This is a genomic window from Streptomyces sp. NPDC017529 (assembly GCF_044329785.1).
In the GTDB taxonomy this organism is placed as follows: Bacteria; Actinomycetota; Actinomycetes; order Streptomycetales; family Streptomycetaceae; genus Streptomyces.
Genome location: NZ_JBIRJY010000004.1, coordinates 40,689 through 60,935, shown reverse-complemented (window position 1 = coordinate 60,935; position 20,247 = coordinate 40,689). Strand labels below are relative to the sequence as shown.

Genomic DNA, 20,247 nt, shown 5'->3' with positions numbered 1-20,247 from the left:
TCCCGCGACGCGTCAACGCGCCGCGCTGCCCATGGCGTGCGCGAGGACGGAACACACTTCAGCACTGGTCGGCCGGTCCCCTGGGGCGGGGCTCAGCATGGCTTCGATCAGCTTGCCGAACATTCCGGGAACGGTCACCGGACGGTGCGGAACGGCGGCAACGGCCTTACGCTGCACCGATCGCGGGGCATCGTCCGGGTACTCGACATGCCTCCACCCCGTAGCACTCATGAACAACGACGCACCAAACCCGTACACGTCGGAAGCCGTGGTGGGAGTCGCCGTTCCCTTCTCCAGGACGCTACGGGAGATCTCGGGACTCTCGTAATGGACCAGACACCCGGGATAGGGAAGATCCAGCTCCCCCGGCAGCGAACCACCCTGCGCCAGGGCCAGATCAATGACCGTAGCGCCGCCGTCGGACCCGATGATGAAATGCGCCGGTTGGATGTCTCCGTGAATCCAATTCCGGTCGTGCAGCGCAGCGAGCTTCGTGGCGCACGCGAGAGCCGGTGCCAGGTCGAACGGGATGTTGATCTCACCGCTGCGATGCGGTCCCCACAGCTCGTACAGGTCGGTTCCCGCGTGCCACGGCTGTGCGTTCCACGTGCCGTAAACCCACGTGCCATAGACCGCGAACGTTTGCAGACGCTGCAAGATCAAGGCTTCACGGGCAGGTGCGAGGCTGGTCCAGGGGTGTCCAGGGTGCTCGTCCGTCGCAGGAACGGGGCGCCCGACCTTCACGGCGTACCGCTCCGCTTCCGCCTGTACGTCCCAGACAGTGGATCCACGACGGTTGACCACCAACCGAGTACTGATCGGTTTGAGTGCTTGTTCCACGCCACGCGGTAGGGGGCAGGGGACCGGGGGTTCCACGATGGTGTCCCTCTCGATGGGTGAGCCGACCCCCGCAAGGGAGCCGGCTCGGCTCCTGGAAAATGGAACTAGACGGCGTAGGGGCGACCGTCGTCCGAGTCGCACAGGCCGGCCGACAGCCCATGCACGGTCCACAGATCCTCGTGGACCAAGAACCCGCGCGCCTTCATGGCACACGCACTCGCCGACACCGCGGCGAACGAACGGGCGAGTTTGCCGGGCCCCGCCGGAGTGTGGTGCAGAAATCGCCCGCTGTTCTGCTCACAGAACCTGGCGTACTCCCGCGTGTGCAGGATGAACGCGTGCAGTCCCTTGTCCACGTCGTCCGATGGGACCAGGGGAATGTCGGTACCACCGACCGATGCCAGAAACGCAACGGCCTGGTCGATGATCCGTTCTGCCCGTTCGCGGGTTTCGCCGTCATGGACGACGACGAAGCGGGCCAAGCTGTCGAACAGGCCAGCATCGACCAGTTCACGGCCGGTTCGTCGTTCGGTTGCAACCATCGCCATTTCTCGTACTCCTCTTTCTTCGGTGGAATCCTGCTTCGTGCGCCGCTCGATTGCCCCGCTGGTGAGGGCAGTCGCCCGGAGTTGGAGCCCGCTCGCTGCCGGGTCTCTCACGGCGAGCGAAATGCTGTGAAGGCGGACCGTCACCGGCAGCGAGCGGAAGTTTCAGCCATTGCCACTCCCAAGGAGCCTGCACGTCTTGCGCGGCCGTCGGCGGTGCTCGTCACACCGCGTGTGCATACCGTGCGTCTCCCCGGTGTGGTCCACCGCCCATGCGTCCGCGGCCTCCGGTTCCTCTGTGAGGGGAAACCGGGGCCAGCACGGTCCGGATGCAACTTCGTGCACGCACCCCAGGTAGTAGACCGCCCCAGGCCGACCTGAAAGCACGTCGTCGACCAGGACACGTGACGCGTCCGGGGAGCCGCGTCTCACTGCCGATCGACCTGGCAGCACTCCTGCTCGTCAAGGCTCGCCGGCCGCACGTTCTCAGGGGCCGCCTCCCACTCGCGCCCGCCTCCGACAGGCCTCAGCAGCCACCGGCCGCCGGCCACGTCGCGGTACTCGCCGGTCCGGGACGTTGCAGTGTCCTTGACCAGCACACCCACGACCGGAGTGCGCGTCCGGTGAGAGGTGGTACGCCTTGCCGGGTTCCCTCGTCCGGGGGCGTTCGACCCCGTGTCCATCCTGGTGTGGCAGGTCATCACTTACCCTTCCTTCGTGTCGTCACCTGACCAGCCAACTCCCTTACGGCCAACGGCGGTACCGTTGCCTTCGAGCCCCGTGTTTAAAGCCTTTAAAGCAGGAGTTGACATGGCCGAGCGGACGCCGAACGCCGATCTGCAACTTCTGTTCGCGGAGAGCGGTTGGACTCTTGAGCAGTGCGCGCGAGCCGTTAACCGAGTGGGCACCGAGAGCAACACGCCCCTGCGGTACAACGGCAGCGCCGTACATCACTGGTTGGGCGGAACCGTGCCGCGCGAGTCGGTACGCCGCCTCGTCGTCGAAGCATTCGCCCGTCGCCTGAATCGCCCAATCACCCACTCCGATGCGGGTTTCCCCGCACCAGCCGATCACGTGTACGAGACGATAGGTACGGTGGAAGGGCTGAACGAGCTGGGGAGGATGGACATGGATCCGTCGCGGCGTGGGGTGCTCGGTGCCGGTCTGTTCTCTGTTGCCGTGACCGTCCCTGGGTGGCCGGACGTCGTCGCCAGGGCGGACGATCTACGGACCGGGAAGACCGCGCGTATCGGCATGGCCGACGTGCAGATGATCGCGGCTAGGACAGAGCGCGTCAGCGATTTGGACGACGAATTCGGCGGGCGCTTTGCCCGGCCGATGGCAGCCTCATTTCTGATCAACCATGTGGTACCCGCCCTGCGCGCAGACGGTCCGGAAGATGTACGTACCGCCATGCGTTCCGCTGCGTCCGACTTGTGTTACCTCACTGGATACATGGCCGTGGACGAGGGAAGACACCAGTTGGCGCAGCAGTACTACCTCAAAGCGCTTGAACTTGCGGGGGCGGCAAAGGATCACCTCACGTACTGCACCACTCTCCGCGGCATGAGCGTCCAAGCCGTTGACCTCGGGCACGGGTCGGAAGCGACGAGGCTCGCCGATGCTGCTGCCGCCGCGTCACCGCAGGCGGGGCCGCGGATGCGCGCCTTTCTGGCGGGACAGCAGGCGCACGCGTCGGCACAAACGGGGGACCGGGCAGGCGCCTTGCGGTACATCCGGGAAGCGGAAGTGGCGATGGACCGGGCCGAATCACGAGGCAAAGCGCTGGGCTCTTACGATCCTGCCTCGCTCCACTACCACATCAGCCAAGTCCGCTTCGAGCTCGGTGACTACACAGGGGCGGTTTCGGCGCTGGAAGAGTCGGACCGCACACGGCACAGCGTGTACAGGCGTTCTCGGGTGCATCGGCGCGGATTGCTCGCCGAACGTCAGTTGCGGATCGGGCACCTGGAGGCAGCGTGCCACACATGGAACTTGGCCTTGGACGACTACCCGTTGGTGAAATCGGGCCGCGCCGATGAGCGTATGCGGCGGATGTTCGTGCTGCTGCGCCCGTATCTCAAGAACGCCGCTGCTCTTGGGCTTCACGAAAGAGGCCGGCGGGTTGTCGGGCCCCAGCTTGCCTCCCGGCTCAAGTAGTCCCGCTGATGGCACCGGGTACGGCGCGGCCCTGGACGCGTGCGTCCAGCGCCCCGCCGTTCACGCGAACTTGCGGCTGATCCCGTCGAAGACGCGCTTCGCCTCCGCGCCCAGGTGCGGGCCGGCGAGCCAGGTGTGGTTCAGGGAGCCGATCGAGCTGTTGGAGACCAGGTAGGTGCGGCCGCCCTGGCTGGTGAACCAGCCGCCGCCGGAGGTGCCGCCGGTCATCGTGCAGCCGATGCGGAACATGGCGGGCGTGCCCTGGGCCATCGTGAGGCGGCCGGGGCGGGAGGGGCAGTTCATCATGCGGGCGCCGTCGTACGGGGGTGCGGCCGGGTAGCCGAATGCCTGGAGGCCGTTGACGCGGTCGGCCGAGGGGGCGCCGAACCACACCGGGAGCGCCGCGCCGACGGTCTCCTGGAGCGACTTGCCGCCACCCCGCTCCGGCTTGACGTGCAGTACGGCGAAGTCGTACGCGGAGCCGCCGTTGCCGGACTTGGTGCTGCCCATGTCGATCCACTCGCCGGAGGTGGTGACCCAGTCGGCCCACCAGACGCCGTACGGCGCGACCTCCTGTGCCGGGGCGCGGCCGACCTGGCTCATCGGCAGGCCCTGGTCGTTGTAGGACGGCACGAAGACGATGTTGCGCATCCAGCCGCCGCTCTTGCCGGTGTGCACGCAGTGGCCCGCGGTCCACACCAGGTTGGACTTGCCGGGGTGGGCCGGGTCCTCGACGACGGTGCCGGAGCAGACCATCGGGCCCTGCGGGCTGTCGAACATGATCTTGCCGATGGGGGCCATGTGCTGGTGGTAAGGGCGCGCCACCTGCCGGGCCTGGACCGGGCGCGGTTCCGGGTCGGTGCCGCCCGCGTCGCCGGCGCTCTGGGTGGTGACGTCCGGCGTGGTCTTCGCCTCGGCCATCCGCGACGGGTTCCACAGGTCCTTGATCATCGGGTTGGCGAACTCGGACGCCTTGCGGGACCACCGGTCCCAGTCCTTCCAGCCGCCCTTCTCCCACTTCTTGAGGTCGTCCAGGTTCTTGGGCAGGCCGTCCGGCAGGTCGGGTCCGCCCGCGTCGCCCTCCTGCCCGGCGGACGCCGAACTTCCCGGCCCGGCGGCGGCCTTGTCGTCGGCCGGGCCGCAGGCGGTGGCGGCGGTGAGCAGCGTGACCACCGCGGCGGCGGCCGCGGCGGTACGGCGTATGGCAGACATGGAGCGGTTTCCCCCTGGTGCGTCCGGAGATGCGTCATTTATTGACATGCCCCCGGCCGGGGGCGCATCTACTATGCCTGTGCGACACGTCCGGTAACCGACGAGGGGTTGCGCTCACCGTGGATTCTTTTCCGGAACATGACCTGCGGACGCCGCGGTTGCAGCTGCGGTGGCTCGGTGAAGCGGACGCGCCGCACATCGTCGCGCTGGACGGCGATCCGGAAGTGATGCGCTTTCTCGGCGACGGAAAGCCCGTGCCGCGCGCCGAGGTTCTCGAAAGGACTCTGCCGGTTCTGCTCGCCCGGCACGGCGAGCGCGGGGAACTCGGCTACCGGGCCGCCGAGGACGCGGTCACCGGGGAATTCGTCGGCTGGTTCGAACTCACTCCGACGAACCGGGGAATTCCCGGCGAAGTGGAGCTCGGATACCGGCTGTGCCGCTCCGCCTGGGGCCGGGGTTACGCCACCGAAGGGGCCCGCGCGCTGATCCGTGCGGCGTTCGCCGAATACGGTGTACGGCGCGTGACGGCCACCACCATGGCGGTCAACGCCGCGTCCCGGCGCGTCATGGAAAAAGCGGGCCTGCGGTATGTACGCACCTTTTTCGAGGAATGGCCCGACCCCATCCCGGGATCGGAACACGGCGAGGTGGAATACGCTCTGGAGCGTGCCGACCGGCGGCCCTGACCGGCTGCGGGAACGGCCGGGGGCTCAGCGTGCCAGGCCCGCCTGGTGTGCCAGCAGTGCCGCCTGTACCCGGCTCTCCGTTCCGGTCTTGTCGAGGATGCGGCCGACGTGCGTCTTGACCGTGCCGAGGCCGATCTCCAGGCGGCGCCCGATCTCCAGGTTCGACAGGCCCTCACCGAGCATCGCCAGCACCTCCCGCTCCCGGTCGGTCAGCGCGGCGAGCCGCTCGTCGGGGCGCTGTCCGCCGGCCGGGCCGACGCGGCCGCTGCCCTGGAGCATCCGCTTGACGACATGGCCGGTGACGCCGGGCGAGAGCACCGCGTCGCCGGCCGCGGCGGCCCGTACGGCGCTGATCAGCTCCTGCGGCCCCTCGTCCTTGAGCAGGAAGCCGCTGGCGCCGGCCTGGAGGGCGCGGGTGACGTTCTCCTCGTCGCCGAAGGTGGTGAGCATGACGACCTGCGGCTTGGGGTCGAGCCCGACGAGCTGCTCGATGGCGGCGAGGCCGTCGAGCACCGGCATCCGGATGTCGACGAGGGCGACCTCCACGGGCTGCCGCGCGGCCATGTCGACCGCTTCGGCGCCGTTGGCGGCCTCCGCGACGACGTCGATGTCCTCGGCGTGCCGCAGGATGAGGCGGACACCGTGCCGGATCATTTCCTCGTCGTCGGCGATCAGGACCCGGATGGCGGGGCGTGCCCCGGCAGGGGTGGCGTCGGCGGTCATGGACCCTCCGTCGTATCAGTCGGTCCAGGCGCAACCGGCACCCAGAACTTGTCAATATCGGTCAGGACATCGCCGCGGAAACAGTAGCGGCTGAGTTCGATCCGCCCGTTCTCCGGTTCGTCGGAGTTGTACGGGAAGAGGCAGTCCGTGCCGGGCGGCCTGGGCGGCTCGTGGCCCTCGGCCGCGGCGCGGGCCAGGGCGCTGTCGTACAGAAAAGCGGACTCGACGTCGTGCCGGGTCATGCCGACGTGGATGCTCCGCTCGGAGATCGGCTCCGGCTCGCGCGAACTCTGCACCAGGTTCAGCCCCAGCGCCAGCATCGTCCCCACCCCCACCAGCCCGAGGACACCGGTCGCCAGGCCGGGCAGGTGGCGCAGCACGCCGGGCAGCGCGCCGGGCTGCCGCCCCTCGGCGGCCAGGAGGGCGGGTGGCGCGTACGGTTCCCCGGCGGCGGACGCCGAGGGGGAGGCCGGGTGCGCGGGGACCGTCGCCCGCACCAGGAACCCGCCGACGCCGGTGGGCTCCGCCCGCAGCTCGCCGCCGAGCAGGCCGACCCGCTCGCGCAGCCCGGTCAGCCCGCGGCCGGTGCCGAGGCCGGTGGTGGCCTCCGGCAGCTTCGGGGGCGCCCCGTTGCGTACCGTCACCCGTACCCGGTCGGCGGTGTGCTCCACGGTCAGCTCGACGGCCGCGCCGGCCGCGTACCGGTGGACGTTGGTGAGGGACTCGCGGACCACGCGGTGCACCGCGCGCCGGACCCGCGGCTCCAGCCCGTCCAGGTCGGCGCCCTGCCAGCGGACGGAGACGGGGATGCCCGCGGCCCGGGACTCCTCGGCCAGCGCCGCGATGTCGGAGCGGGTGCCGGTGGCGTCGGTGAGCGCCTGGGTGCCGGTGTCGCGGCCCAGCGGCCCGAGGACCCCGAGGACGCCGCGCAGTTCGTTCATGGCGTCCCGGGTGGCGGCCCGTACCTGGGCGGCCTCCTCCTGGAGCTCGGGCGCCTTCGAGGCGAGGGCCATCTCCAGGCCGCCGCTGCGCAGCGAGATCAGGCTGAGCCGGTGGCCCACCAGGTCGTGCATCTCGGCGGCGATACGGGAGCGCTCCTCGACGCGGGAGGCGCTGTCGACCAGCCGCCGGGCCTCCTCGGCGGCGGCGGCCCGCTCCCGCAGGGCCACCAGCAGGCGTTCCTGCTGGCCGCGCGAGCTGCCGACCAGGCCGGGGACGAGGATGCCGACGCCGCCGACCACGGCGCCCTGGGCGAAGCCGAAGCGCCAGCTCTCGTAGCCCGTGCACACCGTGCCGACGATGGCGGTGAGCAGGGGAATGACCGTCGCGGTGAGGAGGACGACGGTGCGGCGGCGGGGGTCGTCGATGCGCCGGATGGCGTCGTAGGCGACGAGGGCGGTCATCATCCCGACCACCGGCAGAGCGCCGGCGAACGCGGCGAGGACCAGCAGAACGGTGACGGGAAAGCGCCGGCGAGCGGGCAGCAGCAGGGCCGCGACGGCGCACAGGGCGATTTTCTTCTCGGCCGGCAGCAGTTCGAAGTACCCGAACGAATAGGGGCCGAGCAGGCCGAGATAGCCGAATCCCCCGACCACCTCCAGAAGGAGGAGCAGACGGCGCCTCTTGCGCCGGCGCGGCCGGTCGGCGTCGTACGGCGGGGCCGTCGGCGGCGGCGTGAAAGGCATGTCCCCGATTATCCGTACGCCGGTACCGAAACCGCTGCACCTTGAGGAGGAGGAAAAGCCGGGCGGGTCTGCCCGAAGACATACCCGCCCGGCTCTCGTCCGGAAGCGCTTCCCGGAATTACTTCTTGGGCAGCCACTTCTTCCAGACCTCCGGGTGCTTCGCCACCCAGCGCTTGCCCGCCTCGTCGGCGGACAGCCCGTCGGAGGCGATCATCTCGGAGACCTCGTTCTGGTTTTCCTTCGTCCAGTGGAAGTTCTTCAGGAACGCCGCGGCCGCGGAGCCGCCCTTGGCGAAGTCGGTGTTGAAGAACTTCTGGAGCGGCGTCGTCGGATAGGCGCAGTCGACGGTCGTCGGGTCCTTCGCGCCCTTTTCCGCGCAGGCGTCGGTGTATTCGGGGAGTTTGACCTCCACCATCGGCACCTGGTTGAACAGCCACTGCGGCTCGTACCAGTACGTCAGGAACGGCTTCTTCTGCTTGGCGAACTGCTGGATCTGGGTGATCTGCGCCGCCTCGGAACCCGCGAAGACGACCTCGTAGTCCAGCTTGAGGTTCTTCACCAGCGCCTTGTCGTTGGTGACGTAGGACGGCGAGCCGTCCATCAGCTGGCCCTTGCTGCCGCTCTCGGAGGTGCGGAGCTGGTCGGCGTACTTGTTGAGGTTCTTCCAGTCGGTCACGTCCGGGTGCTTGTCGGCCCAGTACTTGGGGACCCACCACCCGATGTGGCCGGTGACGCCGTTGCCGCCGCCCGCCGTGATCGTCTTCTTGTCCTTGATGTAACGCTTCTCCTGGTCCGGGTGGCCCCAGTCCTCCAGGATCGCGTCCACCCGGCCCTGGCTGAGCGCGTCCCAGGCCGGGATCTCGTCCACCTGGACGGTGTCGACGTGGTAGTCCAGCTCGTGTTCGAGCAGGTACTTGGCCACCGCCACGTTGGCCTGCGCGCCGACCCAGGTCTGCGTGGACAGCGTCACGGACTTGGCGCCGCCCGGCGCCTGGAAGGGCGAGCCCTGCTTGGTCATGTCGGCCTTGCCGCAGCCGGAGAGGGCGAGCAGCGTCGCCCCCGCCAGCGCGGCGGCCCCGGCAACGCGTATACGGGTACGGGTCATGGTCAGGCTCCCTTCCCCGCCGTACGGCGCTGCGTCGGCTGCGTCACCCGGTCGAGCATCAGGCCGAGGCAGACGATGGCCACGCCCGCGACCAGGCCCAGGGCCAGGTTGCCGGTGGCGAGACCGGTGACCACGTCGTAGCCGAGCGCGCCGCCGCCCACCAGGCCGCCGATGATGACGACCGCGAGGACGAGGACGACGCCCTGGTTGACGGCCAGCAGCAGCGCGGGCCTGGCCAGCGGGAGCTGCACCTGCCGCAGGGTCTGCCAGCGGGTGGCGCCCAGCGAGCGGGCGGACTCCATCGCGGCCGGGTCGACCTGCCGCAGGCCCTGGGTGGTGATGCGGATGACCGCGGGCAGCGCGTACACGACGGCGGCGGCAGCGGCCGGGGCGCGGCCCACGGCGAACAGCGCGACCACCGGGATCAGGTACACGAACTGCGGCATGGTCTGCATGACGTCCAGGACCGGGCGCAGGATCGCCTCCAGGCGCTTGCTGCCCGCGGCGAGGATGCCGACGCCGAAGCCCAGCACCAGGGTCACCACGAGGGCGGCGAGGACCTGGGAGAGGGTGTTCATGGACGGCTTCCAGACGCCGAGGACGCCGATGGCGGCCATCGCGAGCGTCGCGGTCAGCGCGGTGCGCCAGGTGCCGATCAGCCAGGCCAGCGCGGCGACGATCAGCAGCGCGCCCCACCAGGGCAGCGCCGTCAGGCCGTCGCGCAGCGGGTCCAGGACCCAGGAGGTGAAGTGCGCGGCCCAGTCGGCGGTACCGCCGACGACGGGGACCCCGGAGTAGAGGTGGTCGACCATCCACTCCTTGAAGTCGTTGACCGGGCGGGCGATGGCCACCGTCCAGCCGGAGGGCCAGATGGTGGAGCCGGCCAGCCGGCCGGCGGCGGTCACCAGCGCGGTGAGAACGGCGATGCCGGCCCAGGCGCGCCGGCCGCGCAGCAGCTTCGGGCCGCGGGCGGCCGGGTCGGCGCCCATCCGCTCGCCGGCGGCGGCGGTCGTCCGGTCCATGACGATGGCCAGCAGCACGATCGGCACGGCGGCGGCGAGCGCGGCGCCGACGTCCACCGAGGCGAGCGCCTGGTACACGCGGTCACCGAGGCCGGCGGCGCCGATCATCGACGCGATGACGGCCATCGACAGCGCCATCATGATCGTCTGGTTGAGGCCGAGCAGCAGTTCCTTGCGGGCCAGCGGCAGGCGGGCGGTCAGCAGCCGCTGCCGGCCGGTCGCGCCGAGCGAGGAGACGGCCTCCAGCACGCCGGGGTCCGCGCCGCGCAGGCCGAGCGCGGTCAGCCGGGCCATCGGCGGGGCCGCGTACACGACGGTGGCCAGCAGCGCCGCGGGCACGCCGATGCCGAAGACCAGCACGACGGGCAGCAGGTACGCGAAGGCCGGCAGCACCTGCATGGTGTCCAGCACCGGCCGCAGGATCTTGAACAGCCGCTCGGAGAGGCCGCCCGCGAGTCCCAGCAGCGCGCCCACGACGACCGAGGCGACAACCGCCACGATCATCAGGGCGAGGGTCTGCATGGTCGGCAGCCACATGTCCAGGACGCCGCTGACGGCGAAGGAGACCAGCGCGGTCGCGGCGATGCGCAGGCCCGCGACGCGCCAGGCGACGAGGGTGACGCCGGCGGTGACACCGGTCCAGCCGAGCAGCAGCAGGAGCTGGTAGACGGCGCGTACGGAGATGACGACGGCGTTGCTGAGGTGGCCGAGGAAGTACACGAACAGCGGGTGGCTGTCGCGGTTGTCGATGATCCAGTCGCTGGTCCTGCCGAGCGGTCCGGTCAGGTCGACGGTCAGGTCGCCCGGCCAGGTGCCGCTGGACCACTTGGCGTGGGCGAGCGGTACGAGGACCGCCGCGGCGACGGCGAGGACGAGGATCTTGCGCAGGCCGCGGCTCTGGAGGGCGGCCTGGAGAGCGCCCTGCTGGTCGGGCGCGGCGGTGGTGCGTGCGGTGGGGGTGGCGGCCGTCATGCGCGCCCCCGCTTCACCGTGCCGGCCACCGCGTTCATCGCCGCGGCGCGCTGGGCCTCGTGCCAGCGGTGCCGTACGGCGGCACGCAGCCGGCCGGTCAGGGAGTGGGGTGCGGGGGCTTGCCGGGTACGGTCCCGGGTCGGCGGCTGGAGCGTCCGCACCTGGGCGGGGGCGACCCGTACCGGCCGCCGGGTCGGTGGCCAACCGGCCGCCACGGCGGCGGCGTTGGCGGTACTGGAATGTGCGGACATCAGGCGGCCACCTCGCCCCGGCCGGCGTCTATGCGGGCGACGACGTTGAGCAGGCAGGTGCTGTCCACGATGCCCAGGCAGCGCTTGCCGTCCATCACGCGGGCCGCGCCGCCGGAGCGGGCGACGGCCTCGATCGCGTCGGAGACCAGGGTGTCCGGCGCGAGCGCGGCCCCCTCCTCCGCCTCGCCGGCCTCGGCCGGGCGCATGGCGCGCCGTACGGTCAGCACCTGTTCGCGCGGCACGTCCTGGACGAAGTCGCGGACGTACTCGTCGGCCGGGGAGCCCACGATCTCCTCGGGGGTGCCGAGTTGAACGATTTTCCCGTCCCGCATCAGGGCGATCCGGTCGCCGATGCGCAGGGCCTCGGCGAGGTCGTGCGTGATGAAGACCATCGTGCGGCCCTCGTCCTCGTGCAGCCGGACGACCTCTTCTTGCATGTCCCGCCGGATCAGCGGGTCAAGCGCGCTGAACGGCTCGTCGAACAGCAGGACTTCGGGGTCGACGGCGAGCGCGCGGGCGAGCCCGACGCGCTGCTGCTGGCCGCCGGACAGCTGTCCGGGGCGGCGGTTCTCCAGCCCCGCGAGGCCCACCTTCTCCACCATCTCGGCGGCGCGCTCACGGCGTTCGGCGCGGGACATGCCCTGGATCTCCAGGCCGTACGCGACGTTGTCGATCACCGAGCGGTGCGGCAGCAGGCCGAAGTGCTGGAAGACCATGGCGGCGCGGCGGCGGCGCAGCTCGCGCAGCTGCGTCTTGTCCATGGCGCGGACGTCCTCGCCGTCCATGTCCAGGCCGCCGCTGGTCGGCTCGATGAGCCGGGTCAGACAGCGCACCAGGGTGGACTTGCCGGAGCCCGACAGGCCCATGACGACGAAGACCTCGCCCTTGTGGACGTCGAAGCTGACGTCGCGGACGGCGGCCGTGCAGCCGGTCCGCTCGCGCAGGTCGCGCGCGGACAGGCCGGTCAGCTCGGCGTCCTCCGGGACGCGTTCGGCCTTCGGGCCGAAGACCTTCCACAGGTTGCGGACGGAAAAGACGACGTCCCGGGGGTCCCGGGCGTCCTCGGCCGTCAGCTTGTCGGCGGCCTCGCGGGGCTGGGGTATACCGGCTTCGGGGGCGGCGGCGGCCATCACGCACCACCTCCCCGGGTCGGGGAATCAACCAGCAGCTCGGCTGCCTTCTCCCCCACCATCAGCACGCCGATCATCGGGTTCACGGCGGGCATCGTCGGGAAGACCGACGCGTCGGCGATCCGGATGCCGGACAGGCCGCGGATCTTCAGCTCGGGGTCGACGACCGCGAGCTTGTCGTCCTTGGCGCCCATCTTGCAGGTGCCGGCCGGGTGGTAGACGGTGTGCGCGGCCTTGCGGACCAGCTCGCTGATCTCCTCGTCCTCGGTCACCTCCGGGCCGGGGAAGACCTCGCGCTTGAGCCACTTCTTGAACGGCTCCGCCTCGGCGACCTTGCGGGCCAGCTTGATGCCGTCCACCAGGGTCTTGCCGTCGTAGTCGTCCTCGTCCATGAAGTACTTGAAGTCGAGCGCGGGCTTGACCTCGGGGTCCTTGGACGTGAGGTAGAGGCGCCCGCGCGACCGCGACTTGGGGATGTTCGGCGTCATCGACACACCGTGCTCGGGGCGTTCGTAGCCCAGCCGCTCCGGGTTGTCGGTGAAGGGGATCTGGTAGAAGTGGAACATCAGGTCCGGGCCCTTGTGGTCCGGGTCCCGCTTGACGAACAGGCCCGCGTCGGAGTCCATCGCGGAGTTCCCCGGGATCGGCCCGTCGGTCTCCCAGACGATCACCGATTCCGGGTGGTCGATCAGGTTCTCGCCCACGCCCGGCAGATCGACCTTGCAGTCGATGCCCAGCGCCTCCAGGTCCTTCTTCGGCCCGATGCCCGAGTGCATCAGCAGCCGCGGGGTGTCCACCGCGCCGGCGCACACCAGCACCTCGCGCGCGGCCTCGACGTAGACCTCCTCGCCGTCCTTGGTACGGACGTGGACGCCCTTGGCGGTGGTGCCGTCCAGCTCCAGCTTCGTCGCCCAGGTCTCCAGCATCAGCGTGAGGTTGGGGCGGTCGCCGGCCTCCATGTGCGGATGCAGGTACGCGACCGAGGCGGAGGAGCGCTTGTTGTTCTCCGGGTGGTACGACAGGTCGAAGAACCCGACGCCCTCGTCGAACGGCTGGTCGTTGAAGCCGACGACCTCGGGCACGCCGAGCGCGCTCTTGGTGGCCTCGATCCAGTCGGTGGCGATCTGGTTCTGGTCCTTCTTGGCCACCCGCACGATGTTGTTGCGCAGCTTGCCGAAGTAGGGGTCCATGTCCTTGGCGCCCCAGCCGGTGGCGCCGGCCGCCTCCCACTCGTCCCAGTCGGACGGCAGCGGCTTGAAGGAGATCAGGGTGTTGTGCGACGAGCAGCCGCCCAGCACCTTGGCGCGGCTGTGCAGGATGTGCGAGTTGCCGCGGGGCTGTTCGGTGGTCGTGTACTCGTAGTCCAGCTCGCCGCCGAGCAGGCCGAGCCACTTGCGCAGCGTCAGCACGTCCTCGCGGTCGATGTCGGACGGGCCGCCCTCGATGACGGCGACCCGGACGTCCGGGTCCTCGGTGAGCCGGGAGGCGATCACCGATCCGGCGGTCCCACCGCCGACGATCACGTAGTCGTACACGGGCATGAGGTGGTACTCCTTCTGCAAGGTTCGTGCGAGCGTGGTGCGGTGAACAGACGGGCCCTCAGCCCGCGAACCAGCGGACCGGCTCCGGCCGCAGGTTCTCGTAAACGTGCTTGCTCTCGCGGTACTCGTCCAGACCCGCGGGGCCCAGTTCCCGGCCGATGCCGGACTTCCCGAAGCCGCCCCACTCGGCCTGCGGCAGGTACGGGTGGTAGTCGTTGATCCAGATCGTGCCGTGCCGCAGGCGGGCGGCGACCCGGCGCGCGCGGGCGGTGTCGGCCGACCAGACGGCGCCGGCCAGGCCGTACTCGGTGTCGTTGGCCAGCGCGACGGCCTCGTCCTCGGTCGTGAACGTCTCCACGGTCAGGATCGGCCCGAAGGTCTCCTCGCGGATCACCTTCATGTCGCGGTGGCAGCCGTCCAGGACGGTCGGGCTGTAGAAGTAACCGGTGGCCGGGCGGACGTCGCTGGGCTCGGGACGGCGGCCGCCGCACCGCAGCTGGGCGCCCTCCTGGAGGGCGGAGGCCACGTACGCCTCGACCTTCTCCAGCTGCTGCTGCGAGACGACCGGGCCGCACTCGACGCCCTCGGCGGTGCCGCGGCCCAGCTTGATCTTCTCGGCGCGGCGCGCCAGTTCGGCCACGAAACGGTCCCGCACCGATTCCTCGATGATCAGGCGGGCGCCCGCCGAGCAGACCTGGCCGCTGTGGATGAACGCGGCGTTCAGCGCCTGGTCGACGGCGGTGTCGAAGCCCTCGTCGGTGGCGCAGGAGTCGGCGAAGACGACGTTCGGGTTCTTGCCGCCCAGCTCCAGCGCGATCTTCTTGGCCCCCGCGACGGCGGCCGAACCGGCCTTCGTGCCGCTGACCAGCCCACCGGTGAAGGAGAAGAGATCCACATCCGGGTGCTCGGCCAGCCGCTGGCCGACCGGCAGGCCGGCGCCGGTGACGATGTTGGCGACCCCGGCCGGCAGCCCGGCCTCGACCAGCAGCTTGACGAGGTACACCGTCGAGAGCGGAGTGACCTCACTCGGCTTGATCACAAAGGTGTTGCCCGCGGCGAGCGCCGGAGCGACCTTCCAACTCGCCTGCAGAAGCGGGTAGTTCCAGGGGGTGATCATCGCGCAGACGCCGACCGGCTCGTGCACGACGACGCTGTGCACGTCCGGGCTGCCCGCGTCCACGACGCGCCCCCCGCTCTCGTTCATCACCAAGTCGGCGAAGTAACGGAAGGCGTTGGTGACGTCGTCCACGTCCACCCGGCCCTCTTCGAGGGTCTTGCCGGTGTCCCGGCTCTCTATGAGGGCGATCTCCTCGCGGTCCCGCTGGAGCAGGTCCGCGACCCGCCGCAGCAGCGCGGCCCGTTCCGCGACCGGGGTACGGGGCCACTGGCCCGCCCCGCCGTCGAACGCGCGGCGCGCGGCCTCGACCGCCGCGTCGGCATCTTCGGCGCCGCCCTCGGCGACGACTTCGAGCGTCTTCGCATCGGCGGGGTCCAGGACCTCCCGGGTGGCGCCGGATACGGCGGAGCGCCACACCCCGTCTACGTGAATCGTCTCGTTTGCCGACACGTCTGTTCTGCCTTTCGACTACCGGTTTGCTGCCACTGGTTCACACCAGCAACGAGGACCCCTCCCCGGAACCCCTTTACCTATGCCGAAACGTTCGCGGAAAGTGACCCGACTCACTCCTCCAGCCCCCTGAATACAGGTTTGCCGCCCTCGCATCGGGTCACTGGCCCCACCCCACCCCCCTCAAACCCACCATTCGGCCCCTTCCACCCGGTCCGGCGTACGCCTGACGGGCCGGTGGTCAGGCGATGGGCCAGGGCGCGCACCCGGTCGCGCCGGGTGCCGCCGTTCAGGAGCCGCGTGGGGCGAAGTGCTCCAGGGCGGTGCGCTGGATACGGGCCTGGGCCGGCCATTCGGCGTCGGGGCCGAGGACGAGGACGGCGAACTGGCGGCCGTCGGGGACGGTGAAGGCGCGGTCCGTGACGCGGGCGCGGACGCCGAGTTTTTCGCTGTCGTAGGCGTACACCAGCTCGGTGGCGCCGGAGCCGACGCCGACGTCGCCGACGGGGCCGAGGCTCATCTCCACGTAGCCGGGCTTGTCGGCCAGGCTCTCGGAAGTGGCCTTGAGGGCCTCGTACGGCGTGATGTCCGGTTCGGTGATCTCGAAGACCTGGAGGAGGTACCGCTCGTCGGGGGCGGTGTAGAAGACGCCGTCCTTGCGTGCGGAGCGCTGCCAGTTCTCCGGTACGGCGAGGGTGAAGCCCGCGCTGTCCCGCGCCAGCCGGTAGCCGGCCGGGAGCGCGCCCGAGGGCGAGCCGGAGGCCGGGCCGCCGGTGGCGGAGCCGGCCGGTACGTCGCCCGTCCCCGGCGCCTCGTGCGGGCCCGGGGTCCCGGCGGACGCCGAGGCCGGCGACCGGGGGTCCTCGGCGCGGACCGCGCCACTGTCACCGCCCCACAGCAGCCATCCGCCACCGAAGCCCGCGGCCACCACGGCGACCGCCGCGCCGACGACGACGGGCGCCGACCAGGCGGTCCGGCGGGAAGGCGGTGCCCCGGCATCGCCGGGCGGGGGCACCGGTCCCTGGTCGGGGACGAAGCCCGGCTTCGGGGGCAGCGGGTCGGTGTACGGCGCCGGGGCGGGGCCGCCGGTGTCCCAGCACTGGGCTTCGTCGTTCCAGCGCACACCGGCCGCGCCGTGGCCCTGCTCGCTCATGCTCACCCTCCCAGCAGCCCGGCCACGGCCTGGGCCACGGCGGCGCCGGACGCCAGCATGCCGGTCACGGCGCCCGCGTCGGAGAGGGCCACGCGCAGCCGGTCCAGCCGGCCCGGGGCAGTCCGGCCGCCGGTCTCGATCTCCTGCTGGGCGTCGGCCAGTTCGGCGCTGAGCAGCGTGACCTGCGGCGTTTCGATGACCCTGGCGAGGTCTGCGCGCAACTGGCGTACGGCGGCGAGCAGTTCCTCCTGAGCGGGGTCGGTGCCCGGGTGGCCGGGCGCGTGTTCGTTGTGGGTGACCGTGTTGTTGTCACCGATGGCGAAGGCGCCGTGCACCTCGCCGATGTGGATGCCGCGGTTGCCTTCGTCAGAGCTTGCCATCTCTGCCTCCCCGTCCGTCCGCTGTGCCGTACGCTCCGGCCTCCGGCACGATTGTGCCCCCGCCGCCGAAGCCGTTGCCGGTGATCGTGTTGTGGTCGCCGATGCCGACGGCGCCGTGCGCGGACTCGATGAAGACGCCCCCGTTGCCGACGTTGACGATCCGCTGCTCGAACTCGTCGGTCTGCCAGCCCGCCTCGTGCAGCGCCAGCCGCACGCCGCTCGCCACCCGGTCCTGGATGCTCTTCAGGTAGCGGGTGACGTCCATCTCCTGGAAGAGCGAGGCGTCGCCGTCGGAGCCCAGTTCGCGGACCGAGGCCGCGGGGCCGTCCGGCAGCGCGCCGCGGTGGCCGCCGGTGAGCATGCCCCATGTGGACACGAAGCCGCGCCACAGGCTCACCACGGCGCGCCCGGCGGAGCGCGGCGTCCGGGCGAGTGCCCACACGGCCTTGCCGAAGGGGTTGTTGTGGCGGTAGCGGTGCGCGATCCGGTCGGCTTCGCGGTACAGGGCCCGTACGGGCCACAGGACGTGCGGCGCGACCTCCAGCATGAGCATGTTGCCCTGTGTGTGGACCCGTACGAACACCGTCGTGACGATGCCCTCGCCCCAGCCGCCGACGCGGACGCGCAGGAAGTGCCGCCGGGTCTCGCCGCCCTCCTCGACCGCGCCGGCCCGGTGCTCCTCGAAGCCGCCGGGCCCGTACGGGGCGGCGGCCCTGGACGGCAGCCCGGCCACCGGCAGGAAGACGCACTCGTCGATCTCCAGCTCGCGCAGCCGGTCGCGGACCGCGGCTGCGGCCTGCGGCGAGCCGTGTGCCGAGGGCTCGCGCAGCGCCGCGACCAGGGGGATGATCCGCCGGAGGACGGTGTCGTTGTCCAGCGGCAGCGGCCCGCCGGCGTCGCCGTCCGCGGCCGCCGCCGCGTCCTTGCGCGGTCGCAGCTCCACCGACAGCGACCAGGTCTCGTACGGCGTGCCCGCGCCGCAGAACGGGTCGGCCGCGCGGTACATGACCAGCGGGCCGTGCTGTTCGGTACGGATGCGGTGGCGCAGCCGCTGGAAGCGGGCGCCCTCGGCCCGTTCGGCGGGGTCGGCGGCGGCGTCCGGGAACCGGCTCCGGGACAGCTCGGTGGTCAGCACCCTGGCGATCTGGCCGTGCTGTGCGCCGACGGCCCAGGCCAGGAGGGCGGGGAGCGCCAGGGCGAGCCAGGCGTGGAGCGGCTGTGCCGCGATCGTGCCCTGACCGAGGAGTCCGGCGGGCAGGAACAGCGTCAGCGGGTTGTCGGACGGGCCGGGGAAGCCTCCGGAGGAGTCGTACGCGGACCCGCCGGAGTCGTCGCCACCGAACACCATGGCCAGCAGCGCCACGGCCACGCCCAGCGCGCTCAAGCGCCCGTACCAGCGCAGCAGCCAGCCGGCGGCCCGCCGGTACCAGGGCGGCCGTGCGGCGCGGCCCCGTACGAAGGTGGCCAGCGAGAGCAGCAGGACCGGCAGCAGGTACAGCAGGGTCAGCCCGGAGGAGAGCGGGACGGACACGATCCACAGGAGCAGTACGGCGGCGGCCCAGGCCAGTTCGATGCGGCGGGCGCGCAGCGCGTGGGCCAGCACGCGGGCCGCGTCGCAGCCCAGCGACGGGGCGGCGAGGCGCTCTTCGTGGACGTACAGCTCGTCGATCACCGCGTCGCGGTAGGCGGGGTCGAGGTAGGTGCCCGCACACAGGAGCCGGGTGGCCTCGCTGGCGCCGGGGTGCCGTGGCCCCGCGGCGCGCGGGCCGTCCTGCGGGCCGGACTGCTGCGGCACGTACGTGTGTGTCACCTGATTCCCCCCAGGCACCAACCACCCGTGGGGGCGGGTGGGTTGTGTGTCACGAACGCCGCAGCATAAATGAGGCCGGTGAGCCGTGCCAGGAGTAGACCCGGAAGATCACACCAAGGTGTGACACAACGACGGAGCCCGTACGGTCCCCCGAGGGTTCCGTACGGGCTCCGGCCGTGCGGGGCGCGTCAGCGGACGCGCGTGCTGTCCGGGGTCAGAGGAGACCGAGACCGCGGACGGCCTCGCGCTCCTCCGCCAGCTCCTTGACGGACGCGTCGATGCGCTCGCGCGAGAAGTCGTTGATCTCCAGGCCCTGGACGATCTCGTACTTGCCGTCCTTGGTGGTGACCGGGAAGGAGGAGATCAGGCCCTCCGGGACGCCGTAGGAGCCGTCCGAGGGGATGCCCATGGAGGTCCAGTCGCCGTCCGCGGTGCCGTTGACCCAGGTGTGGACGTGGTCGATGGCGGCGTTGGCGGCGGAGGCGGCCGAGGAGGCGCCCCGGGCCTCGATGATCGCGGCGCCGCGCTTGGCGACGGTCGGGATGAAGGTGTCGGCCAGCCACGCCTGGTCGTTCACGGCCTCGGCGGCGTTCTTGCCGGCGACCTCGGCGTGGAAGATGTCCGGGTACTGGGTCGCGGAGTGGTTGCCCCAGATCGTCAGCTTCTTGATCTCGGAGACCGGGGTGCCGGTCTTCTGCGCGAGCTGCGAGATGGCGCGGTTGTGGTCCAGGCGGGTCATCGCGGTGAAGCGCTCGGCCGGTACGTCCGGGGCGGCGGCCTGGGCGATCAGGGCGTTGGTGTTGGCGGGGTTGCCGACGACCAGGACCTTGATGTCGTCCGCCGCGTGGTCGTTGATGGCCTTGCCCTGCGGCTTGAAGATGCCGCCGTTGGCCTCCAGCAGGTCGCCGCGCTCCATGCCCTTGGTACGGGGGCGGGCGCCGACGAGGAGGGCCACGTTCGCGCCGTCGAAGGCCACGTTCGGGTCGTCGGAGATGTCGATGCCGCGCAGCAGCGGGAAGGCGCAGTCGTCGAGCTCCATGGCGGTGCCCTCGGCGGCCTTCAGGCCCTGCGGGATCTCCAGGAGGCGCAGCTTGACCGGCACGTCCGCGCCGAGCAGATGACCGGAGGCGATGCGGAAGAGGAGGGCGTAACCGATCTGACCGGCCGCGCCGGTGACGGTGACATTGACGGGAGTGCGGGTCATGGCGATCTCCTGCGCGATGTTTTCTGGGGGCAAGCCCCCTTACCGCATAGGTGGCGGCGGGAACCCCTGCCCGTTTACCGAGATCTCTTGGTATCGAGAGACCCGGCCGTCAGGCTATCGGACCGCCGCCCCGCCCGGTCGCCGGGCCGGTGTGGAACGCCTCACCGGCCGGCCGGAACCGGACGGGCGGGCCGTTCGCGGGCCCCCGCGGGTGCGTGCCGGGCGGCCGTCCGCTCAAGGAGGGGGGAGCGCGGACGGCCG

General features: G+C 71.1%; 18 protein-coding genes. 2 read left to right on the top strand and 16 right to left on the bottom strand.

Features of this window, described 5'->3' with window-relative positions; genetic code table 11:
- Window positions 1-12: 12 nt before the first annotated feature.
- From ACH4K4_RS10900 to ACH4K4_RS10890, 3 genes are all read right to left on the bottom strand, one after another.
- Entirely contained in the window at window positions 13-840 is an 828-nt protein-coding gene (locus tag ACH4K4_RS10900; RefSeq protein WP_398166404.1) for a protein kinase, read from the bottom strand.
- Between the two features lie 104 nt (window positions 841-944).
- The gene (locus tag ACH4K4_RS10895; protein ID WP_398166402.1) at window positions 945-1,388 is read right to left on the bottom strand and encodes a glycine-rich domain-containing protein; all 444 of its coding nucleotides are present in this window, start codon (window positions 1,386-1,388) and stop codon (window positions 945-947) included.
- A 425-nt stretch (window positions 1,389-1,813) separates the two neighbouring features.
- Window positions 1,814-2,068: a hypothetical protein gene (locus tag ACH4K4_RS10890; protein WP_398167157.1), complete on the bottom strand. Its 255-nt coding sequence runs from the start codon at window positions 2,066-2,068 to the stop codon at window positions 1,814-1,816.
- 127 nt (window positions 2,069-2,195) lie between these two features.
- Here ACH4K4_RS10890 and ACH4K4_RS10885 point away from each other — a divergent pair, with 127 nt between their 5' ends.
- Window positions 2,196-3,545, top strand: coding sequence for a tetratricopeptide repeat protein (locus tag ACH4K4_RS10885; RefSeq protein WP_398166400.1), 1,350 nt, complete (start codon window positions 2,196-2,198; stop codon window positions 3,543-3,545).
- Window positions 3,546-3,605: 60 nt separating this feature from the next.
- On the opposite strand, the gene ACH4K4_RS10880 is transcribed toward ACH4K4_RS10885, so the two are convergent.
- On the bottom strand, window positions 3,606-4,757 hold the full coding sequence (locus tag ACH4K4_RS10880) for a trypsin-like serine peptidase (protein WP_398166399.1): 1,152 nt from the start codon (window positions 4,755-4,757) through the stop codon (window positions 3,606-3,608).
- 17 nt (window positions 4,758-4,774) lie between these two features.
- Between ACH4K4_RS10880 and ACH4K4_RS10875 the strand changes: the two genes are divergently transcribed.
- Window positions 4,775-5,443: a GNAT family N-acetyltransferase gene (locus tag ACH4K4_RS10875; RefSeq protein ID WP_398166397.1), complete on the top strand. Its 669-nt coding sequence runs from the start codon at window positions 4,775-4,777 to the stop codon at window positions 5,441-5,443.
- Between the two features lie 24 nt (window positions 5,444-5,467).
- Here ACH4K4_RS10875 and ACH4K4_RS10870 read toward each other — a convergent pair whose 3' ends face one another.
- The 12 genes from ACH4K4_RS10870 to ACH4K4_RS10815 form a co-directional block, all read right to left on the bottom strand.
- Window positions 5,468-6,166 carry a response regulator gene (locus tag ACH4K4_RS10870; protein ID WP_398166395.1) on the bottom strand — a complete coding sequence of 233 codons (699 nt, stop codon included), beginning with the start codon at window positions 6,164-6,166 and terminating at the stop codon, window positions 5,468-5,470.
- A complete protein-coding gene (locus tag ACH4K4_RS10865; RefSeq protein WP_398166393.1) occupies window positions 6,163-7,851 on the bottom strand; it encodes a sensor histidine kinase in 1,689 nt (562 codons plus the stop codon). Before ACH4K4_RS10865 ends, ACH4K4_RS10870 begins: the two co-directional genes overlap by 4 nt.
- Before the next feature lie 118 nt (window positions 7,852-7,969).
- Window positions 7,970-8,956 (bottom strand): ABC transporter substrate-binding protein, encoded by a 987-nt coding sequence (locus ACH4K4_RS10860; RefSeq protein ID WP_398166392.1) that lies wholly within the window; start codon window positions 8,954-8,956, stop codon window positions 7,970-7,972.
- Between the two features lie 2 nt (window positions 8,957-8,958).
- Window positions 8,959-10,950, bottom strand: a complete 1,992-nt coding sequence (locus tag ACH4K4_RS10855) for an ABC transporter permease (protein ID WP_398166390.1) — start codon at window positions 10,948-10,950, stop codon at window positions 8,959-8,961.
- Window positions 10,947-11,201 (bottom strand): hypothetical protein, encoded by a 255-nt coding sequence (locus tag ACH4K4_RS10850; protein WP_398166389.1) that lies wholly within the window; start codon window positions 11,199-11,201, stop codon window positions 10,947-10,949. The genes ACH4K4_RS10855 and ACH4K4_RS10850 overlap by 4 nt, the downstream gene beginning before the upstream one ends.
- Entirely contained in the window at window positions 11,201-12,331 is a 1,131-nt protein-coding gene (locus tag ACH4K4_RS10845) for a glycine betaine/L-proline ABC transporter ATP-binding protein (RefSeq protein ID WP_398166388.1), read from the bottom strand. Before ACH4K4_RS10845 ends, ACH4K4_RS10850 begins: the two co-directional genes overlap by 1 nt.
- Window positions 12,331-13,872 (bottom strand): GMC family oxidoreductase, encoded by a 1,542-nt coding sequence (locus tag ACH4K4_RS10840; RefSeq protein ID WP_398166387.1) that lies wholly within the window; start codon window positions 13,870-13,872, stop codon window positions 12,331-12,333. The genes ACH4K4_RS10845 and ACH4K4_RS10840 overlap by 1 nt, the downstream gene beginning before the upstream one ends.
- 58 nt (window positions 13,873-13,930) lie before the next feature.
- Window positions 13,931-15,439, bottom strand: coding sequence for an aldehyde dehydrogenase family protein (locus ACH4K4_RS10835; RefSeq protein ID WP_398166385.1), 1,509 nt, complete (start codon window positions 15,437-15,439; stop codon window positions 13,931-13,933).
- A 289-nt stretch (window positions 15,440-15,728) separates the two neighbouring features.
- Window positions 15,729-16,592 carry a hypothetical protein gene (locus ACH4K4_RS10830; protein ID WP_398166383.1) on the bottom strand — a complete coding sequence of 288 codons (864 nt, stop codon included), beginning with the start codon at window positions 16,590-16,592 and terminating at the stop codon, window positions 15,729-15,731.
- Between the two features lie 2 nt (window positions 16,593-16,594).
- Window positions 16,595-16,972 carry a hypothetical protein gene (locus ACH4K4_RS10825; RefSeq protein WP_398166382.1) on the bottom strand — a complete coding sequence of 126 codons (378 nt, stop codon included), beginning with the start codon at window positions 16,970-16,972 and terminating at the stop codon, window positions 16,595-16,597.
- Window positions 16,959-18,782: a hypothetical protein gene (locus ACH4K4_RS10820; protein ID WP_398166381.1), complete on the bottom strand. Its 1,824-nt coding sequence runs from the start codon at window positions 18,780-18,782 to the stop codon at window positions 16,959-16,961. The genes ACH4K4_RS10825 and ACH4K4_RS10820 overlap by 14 nt, the downstream gene beginning before the upstream one ends.
- 214 nt (window positions 18,783-18,996) lie before the next feature.
- Window positions 18,997-19,986: a malate dehydrogenase gene (locus ACH4K4_RS10815; RefSeq protein ID WP_398166379.1), complete on the bottom strand. Its 990-nt coding sequence runs from the start codon at window positions 19,984-19,986 to the stop codon at window positions 18,997-18,999.
- Window positions 19,987-20,247: the final 261 nt, after the last annotated feature.

Bases quoted from the DNA above. Each gene is read 5' to 3' on its own strand.
- ACH4K4_RS10890 (WP_398167157.1), bottom strand. From the start codon at position 2,068: ATGGACACGGGGTCGAACGCCCCCGGACGAGGGAACCCGGCAAGGCGT.
- ACH4K4_RS10825 (WP_398166382.1), bottom strand. From the start codon at position 16,972: ATGGCAAGCTCTGACGAAGGCAACCGCGGCATCCACATCGGCGAGGTG.
- ACH4K4_RS10850 (WP_398166389.1), bottom strand. From the start codon at position 11,201: ATGTCCGCACATTCCAGTACCGCCAACGCCGCCGCCGTGGCGGCCGGT.
- ACH4K4_RS10830 (WP_398166383.1), bottom strand. From the start codon at position 16,592: ATGAGCGAGCAGGGCCACGGCGCGGCCGGTGTGCGCTGGAACGACGAA.
- ACH4K4_RS10815 (WP_398166379.1), bottom strand. From the start codon at position 19,986: ATGACCCGCACTCCCGTCAATGTCACCGTCACCGGCGCGGCCGGTCAG.
- ACH4K4_RS10885 (WP_398166400.1), top strand. From the start codon at position 2,196: ATGGCCGAGCGGACGCCGAACGCCGATCTGCAACTTCTGTTCGCGGAG.
- ACH4K4_RS10845 (WP_398166388.1), bottom strand. From the start codon at position 12,331: ATGGCCGCCGCCGCCCCCGAAGCCGGTATACCCCAGCCCCGCGAGGCC.
- ACH4K4_RS10860 (WP_398166392.1), bottom strand. From the start codon at position 8,956: ATGACCCGTACCCGTATACGCGTTGCCGGGGCCGCCGCGCTGGCGGGG.
- ACH4K4_RS10840 (WP_398166387.1), bottom strand. From the start codon at position 13,872: ATGCCCGTGTACGACTACGTGATCGTCGGCGGTGGGACCGCCGGATCG.
- ACH4K4_RS10895 (WP_398166402.1), bottom strand. From the start codon at position 1,388: ATGGCGATGGTTGCAACCGAACGACGAACCGGCCGTGAACTGGTCGAT.
- ACH4K4_RS10870 (WP_398166395.1), bottom strand. From the start codon at position 6,166: ATGACCGCCGACGCCACCCCTGCCGGGGCACGCCCCGCCATCCGGGTC.
- ACH4K4_RS10880 (WP_398166399.1), bottom strand. From the start codon at position 4,757: ATGTCTGCCATACGCCGTACCGCCGCGGCCGCCGCCGCGGTGGTCACG.
- ACH4K4_RS10855 (WP_398166390.1), bottom strand. From the start codon at position 10,950: ATGACGGCCGCCACCCCCACCGCACGCACCACCGCCGCGCCCGACCAG.
- ACH4K4_RS10865 (WP_398166393.1), bottom strand. From the start codon at position 7,851: ATGCCTTTCACGCCGCCGCCGACGGCCCCGCCGTACGACGCCGACCGG.